Source organism: Clostridium sp. Marseille-P3244 (assembly GCF_900120155.1).
GTDB lineage: Bacteria > Bacillota > Clostridia > Lachnospirales > Lachnospiraceae > Mediterraneibacter.
The window spans coordinates 856,705-876,572 of sequence record NZ_LT635549.1; the positions used below are offsets into that span (position 1 = coordinate 856,705).

Sequence of the window (19,868 nt, forward strand, 5' to 3'; positions counted from 1 at the left end):
ATACTGTTCTCAGAATAAAATAGTATCAGCAATCAGTTGTAAGTTTAAGAAAGTGAGGTCGATCAGATGGATGTCAGGCAGAAGAGAAATAAAGCATTGGGAGAGCGTGTGGTAAAGGCGTTGGAGTCCAGGAATATGGAGGCGTACTATGCGTCTACAAAGGAAGAAGCAGTGAAGAAGGCACTGGAGCTGATCCCGAAAGGAAGCAGTATCAATATGGGAGGATCTAAATCCGTCCAGGAGGTAGGGTTTCGGGACGCGATCTGTTCTGGCGACTATGATTTTTGTGACAGAGACAAAGCTTCCAGCCGGGAAGAAAAGGATGAGATGGCACTGAAAGCGTTTACCAGCGACTGGTATCTGGGCAGTGTCAATGCCATGAGCGAGGACGGCGTGTTCATAAATGTAGACGGGAATGCCAACCGTGTGGCAGCGTATGCGTTCGGTCCGAAAAATGTCCTCCTGATCGTGGGGATGAACAAGATCGTGAAGACAGAGGAAGACGCCATGCACAGGGCCAGGAATGAGGCGGCGCCAATCAACACTCAGAGATTCGGCATCGATACTCCCTGTGTGAAAAACGGCAGCTGTTTTGACTGCAAGAGTCCGGATTGTATCTGCTGTCAGATTATGATTACAAGGTTCAGCAGAATACCGAAACGGTTCAAGATTATCCTTGTGGATGAGAATCTGGGATTTTAAAGTGATCCGTTTCAAGAATAATAAGTAATTTTAGAAAGGACAGCCGGGATGGGCAGAAATAGAAAAAGAAATCCTCGGAATAAAAAAGAAAGACAGAGAAGACGGACAGCGTTCAATATCCTTTCCGGGACCGTGCTGATCGCTGCGGTCTGTGTATTCGTCTTTTCTCTTTATCAGCTTGTTATTATACTGGTGCCCTACTATACAGGAGAAAAGGAATATGATGAAATCAGGGATATCGCGCTTACGGCGGATGAGGACGGGAGCGGATTCAGTGTGGATTTTGACGCTCTGATGAAAGAAAACAGGGATACTGTGGCCTGGATACGATTTGATGAGCCTTCTGTTATAAATTATCCGGTTGTACAGGGAGAGGATAATGAGGAATATCTGACAAGAACCTTTTCCGCTAATGACAATAAACTGGGAGCAATTTTTATGGATGAGCGCAATACCCCGGATTTTTCTGACCGAAATACATTTATTTACGGACATCATCTTAATACAGGCGGGGAAATGTTTTCACAGCTTTTTGAGTATGAAGACGAATCTTTCTGTAAAGAGCACCCGGATTTCTATATCTATACGCCGGACGGTAAGGTAAGGACCTATACCGTATTTTCGGTGGGCGTGGTCAAAGATGACGCCGACAATTACGATCTTGAATTTAATTCTGACGAGGAATTTGAGCAGTATATCCAGCTCTGCAGAGAGTCTTCCAATTATCAGGTGGATGTGGAGGTGAATGCTCAGTCCCAGATCGTGAGCCTGTCTACCTGTACAAATGTAAGGGATGATGAACGCTTTCTCGTGCAGGGAGTGCTGACGGCGACGGATTAAACAGCGGACACGGGGAAAAGAAAGGAACAGAACATATGGCGGACAGATTTGATGTGGGAGATATTATCAGAATGAAGAAGCCTCATCCCTGCGGGAGCCAGGAGTGGGAGGTGCTGCGTACCGGAGCTGATTTCCGTCTCAAATGTATGGGATGCGGACATCAGATCATGGTCCCCCGCAGGCTGGTGGAAAAAAATACAAGGAAGATCACAAAAAAAGCTTGAAAGAATGGACTTCTTATGGTAAGATGAATAACCGTGACATACTGTCGGATCAAATCCGGTCAGTACCATAATTCCTTGCTCCCGGAGTGAAGCCGGGGGCCAGAGACCATAAGGAGGTGCAAGAACATGAATAAGTATGAATTAGCTGTTGTTGTGAGCGCAAAACTCGAAGACGAAGCGAGAGCGGACGTGATCGAGAAAGTGAAAGCTCTGATCACACGTTTCGGCGGCAATGTGACTGACGTAGACGAGTGGGGCAAGAGAAGATTCGCTTATGAGATCCAGAAGATGACAGAAGGATATTACTACTTCGTACACTTCGAGGCTGAGCCTACAGTTCCGGGAGAAGTGGAACAGCGTATCCGCATCATGGACAACGTGCTCAGGTATTTATGCGTGAAGCAGGAAGCATAAGCGGAAAGAGGTATATATGAATAAGGTAGTTTTAGTAGGACGGTTGACAAGAGATCCTGAAGTCAGATATTCACAGGGAGAGAACGCGACAGCGGTAGCGAGATATACACTTGCCGTAGACCGCAGGTTCAAGAGAGACGGAGAGCCTACGGCGGATTTCATACCGTGCGTCGTCTTCGGTCGTTCCGGAGAATTCGCGGAGAAATATTTCCGCCAGGGAATGCGTGTCTCCATATCCGGACGTATCCAGACAGGAAGCTACACAAACAAGGACGGCGTGAAAGTATACACGACGGAAGTGATTGTGGAGGAGCAGGAATTCGCGGAGAGCCGGGCAGAGAGTGAAGCCAACAGAGCATCATCCTACCAGCAGCCGGCACCGGCACCCAGTGCGCCGGCAGGCGACGGATTTATGAATATCCCTGATGGCATTGATGAGGAGCTGCCGTTCAACTGACCTTCATTGTAGATGAAAGGAGATAACCATCATGGCTTACGAAAAGGGAAGCAGACCAGAGGGCGGTTTTAAAAGGAGAGGCCCGGCGCGCAGAAGAAAGAAAGTGTGCGTATTCTGCGGAAAAGAAAATAACGAGATCGATTACAAGGACGTTGCGAAATTAAAGAAATATGTCTCTGAAAGAGGCAAGATCCTTCCCAGAAGGATCACTGGAAACTGCGCGAAGCACCAGAGAGCGCTTACAGTAGCGATCAAAAGAGCAAGACATATTTCTCTGATGCCGTACGTTCAGGACTGATAGATCCACAAGATAAGGAATATGATAAAAAGAGCCGCCCGGGCAGGAATAAATGCCCGGGCGGCTCTTTTCGCAGGGAAGGAGATGATGCAGTGTTGCGAGACTCTGTCGGTTCCCCTTTCCCTGGATTTTTATACAGAATCAATCAAGAGCAAATAACTGTACATAATATGTATAGGTCATTCCATTTATGGTCTGTGTAAACGCACCGATTCCCACAGTAGTTGAATAAGTGTTCAGCATGTTGGCATTATGTCCCGGCGAGTTTATCCAGCCGTACATCGCAAGATCGGGTGAAAAGACAAAGCCGCCATATCCGTATCCGGATGCGATGTTCTCTGCGTTTGAATACGGATATACAGAAAAGCAGGACTGCCCGTTGGGACGATCGTGAGAGTACAGGTATGCCAGCTCACAGGCACGGATATTGGCTGCGGCCTGAAGATGTGAGTTAGCCTGTTTAAGGGGAGCAAGCCCGTTCTGTATCCGGTATTGATTCAGCATATTGAAAATCTGCTGTGAAGCTGAGGTGTTAATCTGACCGACTACTGTCGTCGTGTTTCCTCCGGGCAGCTCGATTGTGTAGGAGGCGACCCCGGAAGGAGGAGTGGTCTGTCTGCCGTCGGAACCATAATATTCTCCATTGTACCAGGTTGACGCCAGCATCCTGCCGCTGCTATTGAATGCATATTTGTAGCCGCCGATGGTCATTGTACAGTCGGACACCAGATGGCCGTTGCTGTCATAATAATACCAGTCAGAACCTTTTTGCCTCCAGCCGGTCAGCATTTTGCCGCTGCTGGAGAAATAATACCAGTAGCCGTCGATTTTCAGTCCGATATTTACAGCCAGCCGGCCGTCTGACTGATAATAATATTTTCCTCCATCTTTTGTTCTCCACCAGTCTGTCATCAAACTTCCGGTACTGTCAAAATAATACCAGTAGCTGCCGATCTTGACTCCCTCTTCGATCGCGCGGCTGCCGTCTTCGGTATAATAATATGTGCCGGAGGATGTGTTGTCCCATCCTTTGTATGCGGCGCCGCTGCTCAGGAACTTATAATGTTCACCGTTGATATCCAGCTCGATATTTTTTACCAGCCAGCCGTTTTCATCATAATAAAATCTGTCGGTTCCTTTTTGGCGGAATTCGTTCTGCAGCCGTCTACCGCTTGATGTCAGATAATACCATTTATTATCGATTTTTATGCCCAATCCTGACAGGAGATGTCCCTGCTCATCATAGTAATAGTAACCGCCTTCTTTTTCCCGCCAGCCAGTGAGCATCTGACCGTCGCTTTCAAAGTAATACCAGTAGCCGTTGATCTTCAGGCCTTCTTCGGCCGCGCGGCTGCCGTCCTCGGTATAATAGTATGTGCCGGAGGATGTGTTGTCCCATCCTTTGTATGCGGCGCCGCTGCTCAGGAACTTATAATGTTCACCGTTGATATCCAGCTCGATATTTTTTACCAGCCAGCCGTTTTCATCATAATAAAATCTGTCGGTTCCTTTTTGGCGGAATTCGTTCTGCAGCCGTCTACCGCTTGATGTCAGATAATACCATTTATTATCGATTTTTATGCCCAATCCTGACAGAAGATGTCCTTGCTCATCATAGTAATAGTAACCACCTTCTTTTTCCCGCCAGCCAGTGAGCATCTGACCGTCACTTTCAAAGTAATACCAGTAGCCGTTGATCTTCAGGCCTTCTCCGGCCGCGCGGCTGCCGTCCTCGGTATAATAGTATGTGCCGGAGGATGTATTGTCCCAGCCTTTGTAAGCTGCACCGCTGCTCAGGAATTTGTAGTGCTTTCCGTTGATATCTAATTCAGTATTGGCTACAAGCCAGCCATTTTCATCATAATAGAATCTGTCCGTGCCCTTCTGGCGGAACCAGTTGCGCATCGAGACGCCATCCTCATTAAAATAGTACCATTTGTCCTCGATTTTGTATCCCCGGTTGACGATCTCGGTACCATTGATGTAATAGTGCATACCATCGCTTTCTTCAACCCATCCATCCAGTGCCCTGTTTGCCTGGATAGTCTCGGTCGGCGCTGTTGATGCCTGCCTGTCCGTATCGGAAACCTCTTCCTGCAGGTCCGCATTTTTTGGGCTTTCAGAAGTGCTGCCGGATTCTTCTTGTGTGCTGCTATCTCCGGAAAAGTGGTCTTCTCCCACCGGAGTTTCCCCGGCAGTTATATCGCTTTCATTTTCCGGTACAACATTTTCTTTCAAGTTTTCGCCGCTGGCTGTGTCCTGCGGCATGTTCCCCGCTGATTCGACAGCGAATGCATATCCCGGATTTGTTATGAAAACACATCCGGCGCATATACATCCTAAGATGAGCCTCTTTTTTTTCATAAACCTTACCTCCTTGTGTAATAGAATCATGTGATACGGGAAAAAGTTTATATCCTCGTTTCAAATATAACAAAAGTTTTTGTCAATTACAATCATTCCTCAGTAACATGCAGTAAATATCTGAATTTGGCAGAGTGAGAATAAAAGAATTGTTGCTATATCTATTCAAAGAGGTATACTTATAAACAGGAGTACATTTACCATGAAACGGATGCGCACAGGATGAGGGAAGATATCCTGCCGCGGGAAGGAAGGACGATTATGAAGGTGCTGATTATCGGAGGAGTTGCCGCCGGGACGAAAGCAGCGGCAAAATTAAAGAGAGAGGACAGGAGCCTTGAGGTGACCGTGATCACAAAGGATAAGGACATCTCCTACGCAGGATGTGGGCTTCCATACTATGTAGGAGGGCTGATTGAAAGCAGGGATGAACTGATCGTAAATACTCCGCAGAAATATTCCGGACTGACAGGAGTACAGGTGCTGACCGGAAAAGAGGCTGTGGCGCTGGATGCGGGAAAAAACGAAGTGACAGTCAGGGATGCAGACACAGGGGATATAGAAGCCTGTTCCTATGACAGACTGGTGATCGCGACAGGAGCGTCTCCGGCCAAGCTGCCGGTCAAAGGCACTGATCTGCAGGGAGTATTTACGATGCGTACACCCGATGACGCAGAAGGTATTCGCAGATACATAGAAGAAAATCAAGTCAGAAGAGCGGTAGTGATCGGAGCAGGATTTATTGGCCTGGAGGCTGCCGACAACCTGAAAGAACAGGGTATCGGTGTAACGGTGATCGATTTCGCATCCCAGATACTTCCCAATATCCTTGATCCAGAGATGGCAGCATATGCCAGGAAACATTTACTCGGACAGGGCATCCGCGTGATTACAGGGACAAAAGCAGAAGAAATACTGGGAGACTTTCGGGTGACGGGAATCAGGACATCAGCCGGTACATTGCCCTGCGAGGTCCTGATCATGGCAGCCGGGATCCGTCCCAATACAGATTTCCTGAAAGACAGCGGGATAGAGATGTACAGAGGGACTATCCTGGTAGATGATCAGATGAAGACAAATCTGAAAGATGTGTATGCAGCCGGAGACTGCGTAATGGTGAAGAACCGGATCACGGGTAAGAGACAATGGTCTCCAATGGGTTCTTCGGCAAATATGGAAGCGCGCACGCTGGCTCAGGTCCTGACGGGAACGAATAAGAATTATCCAGGCGTACTGGGAACCGGGGTCGTGAAGCTGCCGGGACTGAATATCGGACGCACGGGCCTGACAGAAGAGCAGGCAAAGGCAGCCGGATATGATGTTATCACAGCCCTTGTGCCGACGGACGATAAAGCTCATTATTACCCGGATGCTTCTTTCTTTATCACAAAACTGATTGCTGACCGCCAGACGCGGAAACTTCTGGGAATCCAGGTGTTTGGTCCCGGAGCTGTGGATAAGATGGTGGATATTGCGGTGACAGGCATCAATATGGGAGCGGTCCTGGAGGATTTTGAAAATGCGGATTTCGCCTATGCGCCTCCTTTCTCCACGGCGATCCATCCTTTTGTACAGGCAGTATACGTACTGATGAACAAGCTGGACGGCGGGATTGTAAGCATGACACCGGCTGAGTATGCGGCGGGAAAAGCAGACGGTTTCCGGATTGTGGATGTGGGACCGGAACCTGCGATCCGTGGAGCTTTCTATGTGAATCTGGCAGAGGTAACAGGAGAAATCGAGGGACTTGGAAAAGATGAGAAACTTCTGCTTGTCTGCGCAAGGGGAAAACGGGCATATTTTCTGCAAAACCGGATGCGCTATTATGGATATACGAATACGGTCGTCCTGGAGGGCTCTACATTTTTTAATGATGTAAAGGTGAAAAATACTGACGCTGAAGTATCAAAAGAAGAAGAGACAAGGGTAAAGGCGCTTGGATTCCTGAAAGACAAAAGAACACCAGATAAGTTTAATGGGCGAGTCATTACCAGAAACGGAAAGATTACAGCAGATGAGGCACGGACGATTGCCGAGGCCGCAGAGCTGTATGGCAGCGGTGAGGTGACGATGACTTCCCGGCTGACGATGGAGATCCAGGGCGTGCCTTTTGAAAATATAGAACCCCTTCGGGAGTATCTGATGCGCTCAGGCCTTGAGACAGGTGGAACTGGATCTAAAGTACGCCCGGTAGTGTCCTGCAAAGGGACGACATGTCAGTATGGCCTGATCGACACATTTGCTCTTTCTGAGGAGATCCATGAGCGCTTTTATCACGGATATCGGGAGGTGAAGCTGCCGCATAAATTTAAGATCGCGGTGGGCGGATGTCCGAATAACTGTGTGAAACCAGATCTCAATGACCTGGGGATCATTGGACAGAGAATTCCCCGGATCGATCTGGAGAAATGCCGCGGATGTAAAGTCTGCCAGGTGGAGCAGAATTGTCCGATCCATGTGGCGAAGCTGTCGGACGGCAAACTGTTTATTGATGAAAAATACTGCAACCACTGTGGACGTTGTGTGGGAAAATGTCCGTTCCACGCAGTGGAAGACTACATAAACGGCTACCGCATTTATATCGGAGGCCGCTGGGGAAAGAAAGTGGCTCAGGGAAGATATCTGGATCAAGTGTTTACGGATAAAGAAGAGGTACTTTCTGTCGTCGAAAAAGCGATTTTGTTGTTCCGCGAACAGGGAATTACAGGAGAGCGGTTTGCAGACACTGTAGCGAGAATCGGGTTTGAAAATGTTCAGGAACAACTGCTCTCAGACGATCTCCTGGCAAGGAAGGAAGAGAACATCAGAGCGCAGAAGCACCTGAAAGGCGGAGCAACCTGCTAGAAAAAAGCATAGGGATGCCGGAACAAAAAGCAAAATAGCCGGAAGTATGATGCCTGAACAGGCAGTATACTTCCGGTTCTTTTTTATTTGTCTCCCTTTTTAACTGTAAAAGTCCCTGGACAGATCTGGATGATTAACAGCCCGTCGATTTTAATTTCAGTCTTCGGAATGCGCATAATTATGGGGTTTTGAGGAGACGATACCGATATGGGAATCTTCAAAAATAAGGAGGAATACGGTTATGATATTTGAGAAGATCAGAGTTGTTCAGTACGGGTGTGGCAAGATGGCGAAATATACGCTGCGTTACCTGTATGAGAAGGGGGCTGAGATTGTGGGAGCCATTGATGTGGATCCAAAGGTCGTGGGTATGGATGTAGGAGACTACGCGGAACTGGGAATAAAGACCGGAATTATCATCTCGGACAATGCAGATAAGGTTCTGGACGAATGCGATGCGGATGTAGCTGTAGTTACACTTTTTAGTTTTGTAAAAGACTGTTATAAGATGTTCGAGGACTGTGTGAAACGAGGGATCAGTGTCATCACCACATGTGAAGAGGCAGTTTATCCGTGGACAACGGCAGCGCCAGAGACAAATCGATTGGACCGGCTCGCGAAGGAAACAGGATGTACAATTGCAGGAAGCGGCATGCAGGACATCTTTTGGATCAATATGGTCGCACAGGTGGCAGCAGGCTGTCATCTGATCAGAAAGATAGAAGGTGCCGTAAGCTATAATGTGGAGGATTACGGCCTGGCACTGGCAAAGGCACATGGAGCGGGCTTTACACCTGAACAGTTTGAGGCCGAGGTGGCACACCCGGAGGAGATCGTTCCCTCCTATGTATGGAATTCTAACGAAGCACTGGCAAACAGGCTGGGACTGACCGTCAGGGCAAACACTCAGAAATGTGTCCCATATTTCTACGACACAGACCTGTATTCCCAGACACTGGGTGAGACGATACCAAAGGGAAACTGTATTGGCATGAGTGCTGTGGTGACAACAGAGACGAGCCAGGGCATTATTCTGGAGACCCAGTGTATTGGAAAGGTTTATGGGCCAGATGACGGAGATATGTGCGACTGGAAAATCTGCGGGGAGCCGGATACGGAATTTCATGTGATAAAACCAGCTACAGTAGAGCACACCTGCGCTACGATCGTAAACCGGATCCCAAGTCTTTTGAGAGCTCCGGCAGGATATATTACTGTAGATAAACTGGAGTCTGTGGAATATATGGCATATCCTTTGAACCTGTATGTATAGGACGGATAGGAGAGAGGAGGAAGATTCCTGATCTTCCCGGGAAATGTGGGGAAGAAAGATACATTAAAAAGGATTCTTACAAGGCTGTTGGACTTTTACCGATAGGTGAAGTCCGGCCGGAATAAAAACAAGGGAACCGGCAGTATGATGTCCCAAGAGACAGCATGCTTCCGGTTCCTTTTATAAATAGTGGAATAAAATCAAAAAAGATGCTATAATAATACGGCGTAACAAAAAAGAGGGGAAATTTTGTGAGATAGCATTGTGCGTGTCTGAAGGACAGACGCGGATGGAGTGATATCATTATGAAAAAGAAAAATAAAATGCGTCTGAAGGGACAGCTCAGAATGTATATGAACTGGCCGCTTATTATGACGATCCTGCTGGCGGCCATGGATGTCTGGGTCTATATGACCGACAAGAAAGCCGGATTTATTATGACGGTATTCATTCTGATATATCTTGCCATTGCCGGAGGCCTGTATTTTTATAACCGATCTTTGATCCTGGCAGATCTGATCCAGTTTTCTGCGCAGTACAAAGGAATAGAAAACACGCTTCTCAAAGAGCTTGCGGTCCCGTATGCGATTGCCCTGGAAGATGGTCGTATTCTGTGGAAGAATGACGCTTTTTCAGAGTTGATGACAGGCGCGAGGAAAGAGAAATTTTTAAATCATATGCTCCCGGAGCTTCATCCCGGTGTGTTTCCGAAAGATGACATGGAGCATGTAGAGCTGGAAGTAGTTTATAATGAAAGAAATTATCAGGCAGAGCTGCGGAGAGTGTCACTGAAGGGCTTCAGCCAGAAGGAGAAGCTGGTGCAGATACCGGCGGAGGAAGAATATTTTGTGGCCATTTCCCTGCAGGATGTGACAGAGCTGAACGCGTATATCCGTGAAAATGAAGAACAGCGGATGGTAGCGGGCCTTATTTATATAGACAACTACGACGAGGTCATGGAGAGTGTGGAGGAAGTCCGGCAGTCTCTCCTTGTGGCCCTGATTGACCGGAAGATCAATAAATATATCGGCGACGTGGACGGCATCGTTAAGAAAATGGAGAAGGATAAATATTTTATCGTTCTCAGAAAAGAAAGCTACAAAAAGATCGCGGATGATAAATTCTCACTGTTGGAGGAAGTAAAGCAGGTCAATATCGGAAACGCCCGGTCAGCCACGCTGAGTATCGGGCTCGGGCTGAATACGGCAACCTACGCGCTCAGTTATCAGTATGCGCGAGTGGCCATTGACCTGGCGCTGGCCCGGGGTGGAGACCAGGCAGTTATCAAAGACTGCAACGGGATCACCTATTTTGGAGGCAAGAAGGAACAGACTGCCAGGAATACCCGTGTAAAGGCCCGTGTAAAGGCAGAGGCTCTTCGGGAATTTATTGTGACGAAGGATCAGGTCATTGTTATGGGCCACAAGATCGCTGACCCGGACTCTTTCGGTGCATGCATGGGCATTTACAGAGCTGCGGTAAGTCTGGAGAAGAAGGCCCATATTGTGATAAATACAGTGACAGAGTCTCTTCGTCCTCTGTATGATGAGATCGCGGAGAGCCCGGCTTACGAAGATGATATTTTCCTTACTTCAGACCAGGCCATGGACTATATTACGGATAATACGATGATCATTGTGGTAGATACGAACAAGCCCCAGATTACAGAATGTCCGGAGCTTCTGAAGCGTTCCCGCATGATCGCGGTTCTGGACCATCACCGGCAGAGCAGCAATGTGATCGAGAACGCGGTCCTGTCCTATGTAGAGCCCTACTCTTCCTCTACCTGTGAGATGGTGGCGGAAGTGCTGCAATATATTGTGGATGATATTAAATTTCCATCCGTGGAGGCAGACTGTCTGTATGCGGGTATCATGATCGATACAAGGAATTTTATGAACCGCACAGGCGTCCGTACATTTGAGGCCGCGGCTTTTCTGAGGAGGTGCGGCGCTGATATCACGCGGGTGCGGAAGATGTTCCGGGATGACATAGAGTCTTACCGGGCAAAGGCCGAGGCGGTGCGTAAAGCGGAAGTCTATCGCAAAGAATATGCCATTGCGCAGTGCCCCAGCGATATTGACAGCCCAACGGTCCTGGCAGCCCAGACAGCCAATGAACTGCTGGATATCAGCGGAATCAAAGCATCTTTCGTGCTTACAGTATATGAAGGGAAGATTTATTTAAGCGCGCGCTCCATCGATGAGGTGAATGTGCAGATCATCGCGGAAAAATTAGGCGGCGGCGGACATATTAATTCCGCCGGGGCACAGTTCGATCATACAGATATCGATGAAGCTATCAGCGCGCTGAAAGATACCATAGACCAGATGATCGAGGAAGGAGATATATAAAATGAAAGTGATTTTATTACAGGATGTGAAATCTCTCGGAAAGAAAGGAGAGATTGTAAATGTAAATGACGGTTATGCCAGAAATTTTATTCTGCCGAAAAAACTCGGGGCAGAAGCAACGGGAAAGAATCTGAATGATCTGAAGCTTCAAAAGCAGAATGAAGAAAAGATGGCTCAGGAAAATCTGGAAGCGGCCAGGAAACTGGCGGCGCAGCTGGCGGAAGGAGAGGTAGAGCTTTCAATTAAAGTGGGAGAAGGCGGAAGAACATTCGGCTCTGTCTCCAGCAAGGAGATTGCGGCAGCCGTGAAGGATCAGATGAGTCTGGATGTAGATAAGAAGAAGATCCAGTTGAAAGAAGCGATCAAGTCGCTGGGTACCCATATTGTGAGTGTAAAGCTGCATCCGGAAGTAACAGCGGAGCTGAAAGTTGTTGTAAAGGAAGAAGCATAAGGAGATTTCTTCATGGATATAGAATCGGCAATGAAACGCATACCGCCCCACAGCATTGAAGCAGAACAGGCAGTGCTGGGGGCGATGCTGATGAGCAAAGATGCGGTCATGACTGCGTCGGAGATACTTACCGGAGAGGATTTCTATCAGACGGCATATGGAATTTTGTTTGACTCGGCGGTAGACCTTTTTAAAGCAGGACGCCCTGTGGATCTGATTACTCTGCAGGAACATTTAAAAGAGAAGGATGTGCCTCCGGAGATCAGTAGTATGGAATTTGCCAGAGAACTGCTGGTAGGAACCCAGACTTCCGCAAACGTGAAGTATTACGCGGAGATTGTGCGTGAAAAGGCGATCCTGCGCAGGCTGATCAAGGTAAGCGAAGAGACAGCGAATACATGTTATCTGGAAAACCGGCCCCTGGAGGACATTCTGGAGCAGACGGAAAAACAGGTTTTTGAACTTGTGGAATACGGGAATTCCCAGGAGTATATTCCGATCAGGCAGGTGGTGCTCAACGCGCTTGATGTAATTGAAAGGGCGTCGAAGACAAAGGGGAATGTGACAGGGATCCCCACCGGATTTATCGATCTTGATTATAAGCTGTCCGGGCTGCAGAAATCAGATCTTGTTCTGATCGCGGCCCGGCCGTCTATGGGGAAAACAGCCTTTGTACTGAATATCGCTCAGCATGTGGCATTTCGGCAGAATCTGGCTGTAGCGATCTTTAGTCTGGAGATGTCAAAAGAGCAGCTTATGAACCGGCTTTTTTCCCTGGAGTCCCATGTGGATGCCCAGGTGCTGAGGACGGGAAATCTGTCAGATACAGACTGGGAAAAACTGATCGAGGGGGCGGGAGTCATCGGGAATTCCCGGATGATCATTGATGATACGCCGGGTATCACGATTTCAGAAATGCGGTCCAAATGCAGAAAGTATAAACTGGAGCTGGGGCTGGATCTGATCATAATCGATTATCTTCAGCTGATGAGCGGGAGCAACAGTCGGAAGAATGAAAGCCGGCAACAGGAAATATCTGAAATTTCCCGTTCACTGAAGGGGCTGGCGAGGGAACTGAATGTGCCGGTGGTGGCTTTGTCCCAGCTGAGCCGTGCCGTAGAGCAGCGTACGGACAAGCGGCCGATGCTTTCTGATCTCCGCGAGTCAGGGGCAATCGAACAGGATGCCGATGTGTGTATGTTTATCTACAGGGACGACTATTATAATCCGGATACGGAAGATAAGAACATCGCGGAGATCATTATAGCAAAACAGAGAAACGGTCCCATCGGAACAGTGCGTCTTGCCTGGATGCCGCAGTACACACGTTTTGGAAATGAACTGCGGCAGCAGTAGTAATATCTGTCTGATGCAGGATGATTGTTCAGTCGCTGTTTCAGAGGTTTATGCACAGAAATTATGTAAAAATTTTCCTGAGTTTCATGATAGGTCCGCCCTTGGCAGTTTCCTTTCGGGAGGACTGCTGCTGGCGGATAAGCGTGTCCAATTTCCGGAAGTGCTCTTCCTGCTGGCGTTCCTTTGCCTGAAGAAGAAAATCCATTTCATGAATGACATCAGTGGCAACAGTGCTGCTGATGTCTTTTTTCAGTATCCCGTTGTTTTCATTCAGAATTTCCCGGAATACACTGCCGATCAAGGAACGCATCTGGTCAACGCTGTTCAGAGGGATCATGATATCACCTCTGGAGGAGGGGGGTGTTTCGGAAAGTTTTCCCTTGACGTTTTTAACATCTCTTTCCGGGCTGACTGTCAGACCGGAAGCCGTACAAGCTTCAGATCCGGCTTTATGATCTGCGGCTTTTAGCTTCAGCCGTGTTTCTTCCAGTTCTTTGATAAGAGGTTTCAGATCCCTTAAGAGCATCCCTTCATCTTTGAGTTTTTTTATACAGCGGAAAAGCTGGATATCATCATCTGTATAATATCGATGGCCCATTTCCGTACGCCGGATATTCAGGCTGAGCTCTTCTTCCCAATATCTCAGGACATGGGCTTCCACGTCAACCTGCTTGGCGGCTTCGGAAATCATAAATCTGACCTGACCCATTAATATTTATACCTCCTTATTCTAACCTCTTAAGTTCAGACATGCCATTACATATCTCAGCTTTAAGAACATTATAGCATAAGCCATTCCCCCATACAGACACAATCGTTCGTCAAATTGTTACAATTCCACTCATGCGCAGGAGAGCAGCCCGGCTGTTATGCAAGCTTGCTTGCAGATAACAGCCGGGCTGCTCTCCTGCATATGGCGGAAGCCATCAGCGAGAGTCTGCGGGAGCAGAGTCGAGCTGGCATGAGTGGAAAGAAGAGGCGGAAGCCATCAGCGAGAGACTGCGATAGCAGAGTCGAGCTGGCATGAGTGGAGAGAAGAGGCGGAAGCCATCAGCGAGAGACTGCGACAGCAGAGTCGAGCTGGCATGAGAGGAAGGTAGGGAGAACGCGGAAGAAGAAAAACACCGTCCCTCTGTGGGACGGTGCCTTCTGCGTGTGATCACTTTGCGATTTTATATCATTACTCTGCTGAAATAGCACCTGTAGGACAGGCAGCTTCACATGCTCCGCAGTCTACGCAGGCATCAGCATCGATTTCATATTTGCCATCGCCTTCGGAGATAGCGCCTACCGGACATTCACCTTCGCAAGAACCACAGCTTACGCATTCATCACTAATTACGTGTGCCATAGTATGTATCCTCCTTTTATAATTTCCGAAAGAGGGTCTGTCCTCTTCGTATTCCTATTTTAATACATTAAAACGCATTATACAAGGGATTTTCATGCTCAAAATTTAGTACATTTTTGAAATTTCAAGAAAAATTCACTGTCTTTTTCCTGAATTTGGTGTATGATTAAAAATAATGTAAAAATATCTACAGGGAGGCAGAGCCGGCCCTGTATATTATGGAGGCATAAATAAAATGGATAAGAAATTTGCGGCAGGACTGTCCCTTTTTCTTTGTGTGTCTATGGGGGTATGTGCCTGCAGTTCTCCGGAAGAAGACAGTGTATTTACCGGCGAAGCGACCGAGGTACCGGCATATCAGGCGAATCTTGACGCTGTATCTCCGGCGGTTTATACCAGTATAGATGACCTTGATCTTGAGCCGGGAACCTATATTTCCGTTATCGGTAAAGAAGAAGGATCAGCCTACTGGGAACAGGTTAAAGCGGGTGTACAGCAGGCGGCGGATGATATCAATGAGAAACTCGGATATACCGGAGAAGACAAAATTAAAGTGCTGTTCAATGCGCCGTCCGACGGGGAGGATATTGATGAACAGGTAAATATTCTTGATGAGGAGCTGGCCCGGTATCCGGATGTGATCGCTATTGCCAGTATCGACGAAAATGCTTCTGCAGTGCAGTTTGATCTTGCTACAGAGAATGATATTGCTATTGTTGCGTTTGATTCGGGAAACAGCTATCAGGGCATTCAGTGTACGTGTATGACGGACAATGCAGAGGCAGCGGCCACCGGGGCTCAAAAGCTTTGCTCTGCCATGGGAGAAAGCGGTGAGGTCGCTCTTATAGTTCAGGATTCAGTGTCCGGAAACGCGGCAGATCGGGCAGAAGCATTTCGGGAGGAAATTGAATCCGGACATCCTCAGGTAACTATTGTTGAGACAATCTACATGGATCAGCTTGAAGAGGCGAAACGGGAAGCAGCGGCAGAGGAACTGGGAGTCTCTCAGGAAGATCTTGAAGCATGGACAGCAGCGGCAGCGGGGGAGGGAGATGCTTCCGGAACGGAAGAAGGAACCGAAGCCGGAGAACTTTCTGAAGAAGCCAGGACTAAGCTGGAAGATATCGCTTCACTTGCCGAGAGTATGAGCGATGAAGACGCGGTAGCATATCGCCTGGAAAAGCATCCGGAACTGAGAGGATGTTTTGGAACAAACGCAGATGCTGTCATGCTTGGTACAAAAGTGCTCAGCAACATGGATAAGACAGATGACGATATTGTTCTGATGGGATTTGACGCTGGAAAAGATCAGATAAAAGCGCTTAAGGACGGCGAGATCGACGGCTTGGTAGTCCAGAATCCGTTTGGAATGGGATATGCTGCAGTTGTCGCCGCGGCCCGTACAGTTCTCGAGATTGGGAATGAAGCGGAAGTAGACACGGGATATGTGTGGGTGGACCAGGAAAATATGGAAGAAGAATCTGTGCAGTCTATGCTGTATGAGTAAGAGCAATATCGCTGGTGTCGCAGCAGAATTTAAATAACGGGTAAAAAATAATAACAGGAGCAGAAAGAAGTCCTCAGACTTTTTCCTGCTCCTGATATATTATATATACCTTCTCCGATATGGGTTTACCATGTAAGCCGTTACCAGCTCTGGAAGAAAAGATTTCCGCCTATATTGATTCCCGGTCTGTTGGTAGATCCGGCATAAAGAAAGAAGTAACAGTCAGCAACCGCGGCGAGACGGGCCCCGTTGATCGCGTCTTGCGCGACCTGATAAGAAAGATCCGTAGGACCGCTGTTGATCACTGCCTGAAGACGACCGGTCCATACAGGTTCAAACTGTCCGTTGGCATAGATAACTCCGCTGATGGAGTTGGGGAAACGTGGGCTCTCTACACGATTCATGATGACTGTCGCCACTGCCAGAAGAGAATCATAGTCCTGACGAGCCTCGCACTGAATGATGGCAGCCAGCAGAGTTAAATCGTCAGCGGAGACTTCGATCCCGCCGCCGTTAATGATAGAATTATCGTATCCGCCGGAACCGTTATTTATGGAAGCTGCTTCTTCTGCCAGACGGGCGGCTTCTTCAGCTCTCGCCTGTTCCAGGCGGGCCCGTACATCGGCCAGATCCGTGGACGTTGCTTCGGCTTCTGCCTGAAGCGCAGCCTGTTTTGCGGTCAGCTCTTCCTGAAGATCTGTAAGAGAAGCCTGCTGAGTTTCGAGGGTCGCGTTCTGGTCCTCAATTTGCTGATGAATCTCTTTTAAACTGTCAAGGGCAGATCTGTCATATTCACTCAGATTTTCGATGAAGTCAGCTTTGTTCAGAAAATCTGTCATATCTTCCGCGGAAAACAACATCTCAAGCAGTGTTGCATTTCCGTGTTCATACATATATTTAATACGGGTCTTCATAGCCTCGTATTGTTCTTGCTCATTTGCCTCAGCTTCCGCGAGAGCGTCAGAAGTACGCGCGATCTCTCCGTTAAGGATTTCCACCTGCATTTGGGTGGTAGAAATTTCTTCACTCAGGGCAACAATTTCTTCGTTGATCCCCTGAAGTTCGATTTCCAGGTCAGAACTCTGCCCTTCGAGGCTTTCAATGTCATCTGCGGATGAAGGAAAAACAGAGAGCATGATCGCGAGAGAACAGATCAAAACGATACTTGACTGGATCCACCGCTTTTTGTAGATTCTCATATTTTTAATTCCTTTCTCTGTGCAATAATAAACTGTCAGTAGAATGTCGGGTAATCATTATACTATAAATTGCGTTATTTGGCAAACTCTGTTAGAATAAATTCAGTAATTTTTAAAAACGGGCAGACAGCTGGAGGACTTACGGGTGATGAGACATAGAATAAGAATGATCGGACTGGATCTGGATGGTACGCTGTTAAATGATAAAAAAGAATTGACACCCCGGACAAAAAGAGCGCTGGAGCTTGCCATCTCAGAGGGAATTACTGTTCTTGTGGCTACCGGACGCCCGTGGAAGGGTGTGCCGGAAGAACTGAGAAATTTCCCGGGCATGCGATATGCGCTGACATCAAACGGGGCACGTATTATAGACACCTCTGACGAAAGCTTGGTTGAAGAACATCTCCTGCCGCCGGAAGACGCGAAAAAAGCGTTGGAAATATGCAGAAAATATGATACATTACAAGAGATCTATTTTGATGGACAGGGTTACGCGCCGGCCGATAAGATGCAGCAGGTGCAGAAATATCACAAAAATCCTAATATGTGGGAATATATGAGGAAAACCAGGATTCCCGTGGATGATATATTTGCCTTGCTGGATCAGGAAAACAGAGGACTTGATAAAGTTCAGGCCCTGTTCGCGGATATGGAAGAACGGAAGAAGGCATGGAAGGATCTGGAAGTTGCAGGCGGTCTGGAACTGGCCGGATCGCTCAGCTATAATATCGAGATTAACGCGGCAGGAGTAAATAAGGGTACCGGGTTGGTAAGGCTGGGAAAGAGACTGGGAATCACACGGGAAGAGATTATGGCATTTGGAGACGGAGACAATGACACCGCTATGCTGCGGAAGGTCGGAGTGGGCATTGCTATGGGCAATTCCGAGGAACAGGCTAAAGCGGCAGCGGATTATATCACGTTGACAAATGAAGAAGAGGGCGTGGCGCATGTGATAGAAAAATTGGTTCTCAGAGGAGGAAGAGCATGTTAGAGATCTTAAAGGCAATAATATTTGGTATTGTAGAAGGAATTACAGAATGGCTGCCGATCAGCAGCACCGGGCATATTATTCTTCTTGACCAGCTCCTGAAGCTGGATCAGGGAGACGCGTTTATGGAAATGTTTGAAGTGGTCATACAGCTGGGGGCCATCCTGGCGGTGATTGTGATCTACTTCCATAAGCTGAATCCTTTCTCGCCCAGGAAGACACAGAAACAGAAGATGATGACTGTGCAGATCTGGATCAAGGTGCTGATCGGATGCGTCCCGGCAGGGATCATCGGACTTTTGTTCAATGATATAATAGATGAAAAACTATACCACTGGTATGTTGTGGCACTAATGCTTATTCTCTATGGTATCCTTTTTATCGTGATCGAGAATTACCAGAAAGGAAAGGAACCCAAGGTAACCCGGATCTCTCAGCTCACAGTGCCTATGCTTCTCATTATCGGAGTTTTTCAGATGCTGGCTCTGATACCGGGAACTTCCCGTTCCGGAGCGACCATCGTAGGCGCGCTGCTTCTCGGAGTGTCCAGAAGTGTAGCGGCGGAATTTACCTTTTTCCTTGCAATTCCGGTTATGTTCGGTGCCAGTGCTTTGAAACTGTTTAAGTTTGGCTTCCATTTCACCGGAATGCAGGTTGCCGTGCTTTTAGTGGGAATGGCAGTATCGTTCCTTGTATCAGTGGTTGCTATCAAGTTTTTAATGAAATACATAAGGAATCATGACTTTAAAGTTTTCGGATATTACCGGATTATACTCGGAGTGATCGTAATACTGTTTTTCGGTATCCGGGCGTTGCTCGCATAAAGCGTCCGTTCTGCTGACGGTGCAGGGAGAAGGGATTCCAGTTCCCGGAGCGCCATTCGCAAAGCCGCACTTACGTGCTGATTGCGGCTGCGCCGCGACTTTGCTCATGAAGAGGCGCTCCCGTCACCGTCAGAGTCCGTCCGCTTCTTATGCAAGCATAAAGCGTCCGTTCTGCTGACGGTGCGGGGAGAAGGGATTCCAGTTCCCGGAGCGCCATTCGCAAAGCCGCACTTACGTGCTGATTGCGGCTGCGCCGCGACTTTGCTCATGAAGAGGCGCTCCCGTCACCGTCAGAGTCCGTCCGCTTCTTATGCAAGCATAAAGCGTCCGTTCTGCTGACGGTGCGGGAACTGGAAGATGCAAGAAACAGTTGCAATTTGTGTAAAACGTGTTAAAATTATAAAGAAATTCTGTATGAT

The 19,868-nt window shown here is 47.9% G+C and carries 18 protein-coding genes; 14 read left to right on the forward strand and 4 right to left on the reverse strand.

Annotated elements, in window-relative coordinates:
* Positions 1-66 precede the first annotated feature (66 nt).
* From BQ7367_RS05785 to rpsR, 6 genes are all read left to right on the forward strand, one after another.
* On the forward strand, positions 67-702 hold the full coding sequence (locus BQ7367_RS05785; RefSeq protein WP_072524597.1) for a lactate utilization protein: 636 nt from the start codon (positions 67-69) through the stop codon (positions 700-702).
* A 48-nt stretch (positions 703-750) separates the two neighbouring features.
* Complete coding sequence (srtB, locus tag BQ7367_RS05790; protein ID WP_072524598.1) at positions 751-1,542, forward strand: class B sortase; 792 nt, start codon at positions 751-753, stop codon at positions 1,540-1,542.
* 35 nt (positions 1,543-1,577) lie between these two features.
* Positions 1,578-1,766, forward strand: coding sequence for a DUF951 domain-containing protein (locus BQ7367_RS05795; protein ID WP_072524599.1), 189 nt, complete (start codon positions 1,578-1,580; stop codon positions 1,764-1,766).
* A 126-nt stretch (positions 1,767-1,892) separates the two neighbouring features.
* The gene (gene rpsF, locus BQ7367_RS05800; protein ID WP_072524600.1) at positions 1,893-2,180 is read left to right on the forward strand and encodes a 30S ribosomal protein S6; all 288 of its coding nucleotides are present in this window, start codon (positions 1,893-1,895) and stop codon (positions 2,178-2,180) included.
* A 16-nt stretch (positions 2,181-2,196) separates the two neighbouring features.
* Positions 2,197-2,637, forward strand: a complete 441-nt coding sequence (locus BQ7367_RS05805) for a single-stranded DNA-binding protein (RefSeq protein ID WP_072524601.1) — start codon at positions 2,197-2,199, stop codon at positions 2,635-2,637.
* A 31-nt stretch (positions 2,638-2,668) separates the two neighbouring features.
* The gene (gene rpsR, locus BQ7367_RS05810) at positions 2,669-2,935 is read left to right on the forward strand and encodes a 30S ribosomal protein S18 (RefSeq protein ID WP_015527519.1); all 267 of its coding nucleotides are present in this window, start codon (positions 2,669-2,671) and stop codon (positions 2,933-2,935) included.
* Positions 2,936-3,076: 141 nt separating this feature from the next.
* Here the strand turns inward: rpsR and BQ7367_RS05815 are convergent, their stop codons facing one another.
* Positions 3,077-5,299 (reverse strand): CAP domain-containing protein, encoded by a 2,223-nt coding sequence (locus tag BQ7367_RS05815; RefSeq protein ID WP_072524602.1) that lies wholly within the window; start codon positions 5,297-5,299, stop codon positions 3,077-3,079.
* Between the two features lie 261 nt (positions 5,300-5,560).
* Here BQ7367_RS05815 and BQ7367_RS05820 point away from each other — a divergent pair, with 261 nt between their 5' ends.
* From BQ7367_RS05820 to dnaB, 5 genes are all read left to right on the forward strand, one after another.
* The gene (locus BQ7367_RS05820; protein ID WP_072526097.1) at positions 5,561-8,143 is read left to right on the forward strand and encodes an FAD-dependent oxidoreductase; all 2,583 of its coding nucleotides are present in this window, start codon (positions 5,561-5,563) and stop codon (positions 8,141-8,143) included.
* A 241-nt stretch (positions 8,144-8,384) separates the two neighbouring features.
* A complete protein-coding gene (locus tag BQ7367_RS05825; RefSeq protein WP_072524603.1) occupies positions 8,385-9,416 on the forward strand; it encodes an NAD(P)H-dependent amine dehydrogenase family protein in 1,032 nt (343 codons plus the stop codon).
* Positions 9,417-9,721: 305 nt separating this feature from the next.
* Positions 9,722-11,770, forward strand: a complete 2,049-nt coding sequence (locus BQ7367_RS05830) for a DHH family phosphoesterase (RefSeq protein ID WP_072524604.1) — start codon at positions 9,722-9,724, stop codon at positions 11,768-11,770.
* A 1-nt stretch (position 11,771) separates the two neighbouring features.
* On the forward strand, positions 11,772-12,221 hold the full coding sequence (gene rplI / locus BQ7367_RS05835; protein ID WP_072524605.1) for a 50S ribosomal protein L9: 450 nt from the start codon (positions 11,772-11,774) through the stop codon (positions 12,219-12,221).
* 12 nt (positions 12,222-12,233) lie between these two features.
* Positions 12,234-13,577 (forward strand): replicative DNA helicase, encoded by a 1,344-nt coding sequence (dnaB, locus tag BQ7367_RS05840; RefSeq protein ID WP_072524606.1) that lies wholly within the window; start codon positions 12,234-12,236, stop codon positions 13,575-13,577.
* Positions 13,578-13,638: 61 nt separating this feature from the next.
* On the opposite strand, the gene BQ7367_RS05845 is transcribed toward dnaB, so the two are convergent.
* On the reverse strand, positions 13,639-14,286 hold the full coding sequence (locus BQ7367_RS05845; RefSeq protein WP_072524607.1) for a helix-turn-helix domain-containing protein: 648 nt from the start codon (positions 14,284-14,286) through the stop codon (positions 13,639-13,641).
* Positions 14,287-14,757: 471 nt separating this feature from the next.
* On the reverse strand, positions 14,758-14,928 hold the full coding sequence (locus BQ7367_RS05850) for a DUF362 domain-containing protein (protein ID WP_009244075.1): 171 nt from the start codon (positions 14,926-14,928) through the stop codon (positions 14,758-14,760).
* A 235-nt stretch (positions 14,929-15,163) separates the two neighbouring features.
* Here BQ7367_RS05850 and BQ7367_RS05855 point away from each other — a divergent pair, with 235 nt between their 5' ends.
* Positions 15,164-16,435 carry a substrate-binding domain-containing protein gene (locus BQ7367_RS05855; RefSeq protein WP_072524608.1) on the forward strand — a complete coding sequence of 424 codons (1,272 nt, stop codon included), beginning with the start codon at positions 15,164-15,166 and terminating at the stop codon, positions 16,433-16,435.
* Positions 16,436-16,575: 140 nt separating this feature from the next.
* Here BQ7367_RS05855 and BQ7367_RS05860 read toward each other — a convergent pair whose 3' ends face one another.
* The gene (locus BQ7367_RS05860) at positions 16,576-17,634 is read right to left on the reverse strand and encodes a cell wall hydrolase (RefSeq protein WP_072524609.1); all 1,059 of its coding nucleotides are present in this window, start codon (positions 17,632-17,634) and stop codon (positions 16,576-16,578) included.
* A 148-nt stretch (positions 17,635-17,782) separates the two neighbouring features.
* Here BQ7367_RS05860 and BQ7367_RS05865 point away from each other — a divergent pair, with 148 nt between their 5' ends.
* On the forward strand, positions 17,783-18,628 hold the full coding sequence (locus BQ7367_RS05865) for a Cof-type HAD-IIB family hydrolase (protein ID WP_072524610.1): 846 nt from the start codon (positions 17,783-17,785) through the stop codon (positions 18,626-18,628).
* Positions 18,622-19,449 carry an undecaprenyl-diphosphate phosphatase gene (locus tag BQ7367_RS05870; RefSeq protein WP_072524611.1) on the forward strand — a complete coding sequence of 276 codons (828 nt, stop codon included), beginning with the start codon at positions 18,622-18,624 and terminating at the stop codon, positions 19,447-19,449. The genes BQ7367_RS05865 and BQ7367_RS05870 overlap by 7 nt, the downstream gene beginning before the upstream one ends.
* Positions 19,450-19,868: the final 419 nt, after the last annotated feature.

What these genes read in the sequence shown, in the direction of transcription:
- BQ7367_RS05785 (WP_072524597.1), top strand. Translation starts at nt 67, where the DNA reads ATGGATGTCAGGCAGAAGAGAAATAAAGCATTGGGAGAGCGTGTGGTA.
- srtB (WP_072524598.1), top strand. Translation starts at nt 751, where the DNA reads ATGGGCAGAAATAGAAAAAGAAATCCTCGGAATAAAAAAGAAAGACAG.
- BQ7367_RS05795 (WP_072524599.1), top strand. Translation starts at nt 1,578, where the DNA reads ATGGCGGACAGATTTGATGTGGGAGATATTATCAGAATGAAGAAGCCT.
- rpsF (WP_072524600.1), top strand. Translation starts at nt 1,893, where the DNA reads ATGAATAAGTATGAATTAGCTGTTGTTGTGAGCGCAAAACTCGAAGAC.
- BQ7367_RS05805 (WP_072524601.1), top strand. Translation starts at nt 2,197, where the DNA reads ATGAATAAGGTAGTTTTAGTAGGACGGTTGACAAGAGATCCTGAAGTC.
- rpsR (WP_015527519.1), top strand. Translation starts at nt 2,669, where the DNA reads ATGGCTTACGAAAAGGGAAGCAGACCAGAGGGCGGTTTTAAAAGGAGA.
- BQ7367_RS05815 (WP_072524602.1), bottom strand. Translation starts at nt 5,299, where the DNA reads ATGAAAAAAAAGAGGCTCATCTTAGGATGTATATGCGCCGGATGTGTT.
- BQ7367_RS05820 (WP_072526097.1), top strand. Translation starts at nt 5,561, where the DNA reads ATGAAGGTGCTGATTATCGGAGGAGTTGCCGCCGGGACGAAAGCAGCG.
- BQ7367_RS05825 (WP_072524603.1), top strand. Translation starts at nt 8,385, where the DNA reads ATGATATTTGAGAAGATCAGAGTTGTTCAGTACGGGTGTGGCAAGATG.
- BQ7367_RS05830 (WP_072524604.1), top strand. Translation starts at nt 9,722, where the DNA reads ATGAAAAAGAAAAATAAAATGCGTCTGAAGGGACAGCTCAGAATGTAT.
- rplI (WP_072524605.1), top strand. Translation starts at nt 11,772, where the DNA reads ATGAAAGTGATTTTATTACAGGATGTGAAATCTCTCGGAAAGAAAGGA.
- dnaB (WP_072524606.1), top strand. Translation starts at nt 12,234, where the DNA reads ATGGATATAGAATCGGCAATGAAACGCATACCGCCCCACAGCATTGAA.
- BQ7367_RS05845 (WP_072524607.1), bottom strand. Translation starts at nt 14,286, where the DNA reads ATGGGTCAGGTCAGATTTATGATTTCCGAAGCCGCCAAGCAGGTTGAC.
- BQ7367_RS05850 (WP_009244075.1), bottom strand. Translation starts at nt 14,928, where the DNA reads ATGGCACACGTAATTAGTGATGAATGCGTAAGCTGTGGTTCTTGCGAA.
- BQ7367_RS05855 (WP_072524608.1), top strand. Translation starts at nt 15,164, where the DNA reads ATGGATAAGAAATTTGCGGCAGGACTGTCCCTTTTTCTTTGTGTGTCT.
- BQ7367_RS05860 (WP_072524609.1), bottom strand. Translation starts at nt 17,634, where the DNA reads ATGAGAATCTACAAAAAGCGGTGGATCCAGTCAAGTATCGTTTTGATC.
- BQ7367_RS05865 (WP_072524610.1), top strand. Translation starts at nt 17,783, where the DNA reads ATGAGACATAGAATAAGAATGATCGGACTGGATCTGGATGGTACGCTG.
- BQ7367_RS05870 (WP_072524611.1), top strand. Translation starts at nt 18,622, where the DNA reads ATGTTAGAGATCTTAAAGGCAATAATATTTGGTATTGTAGAAGGAATT.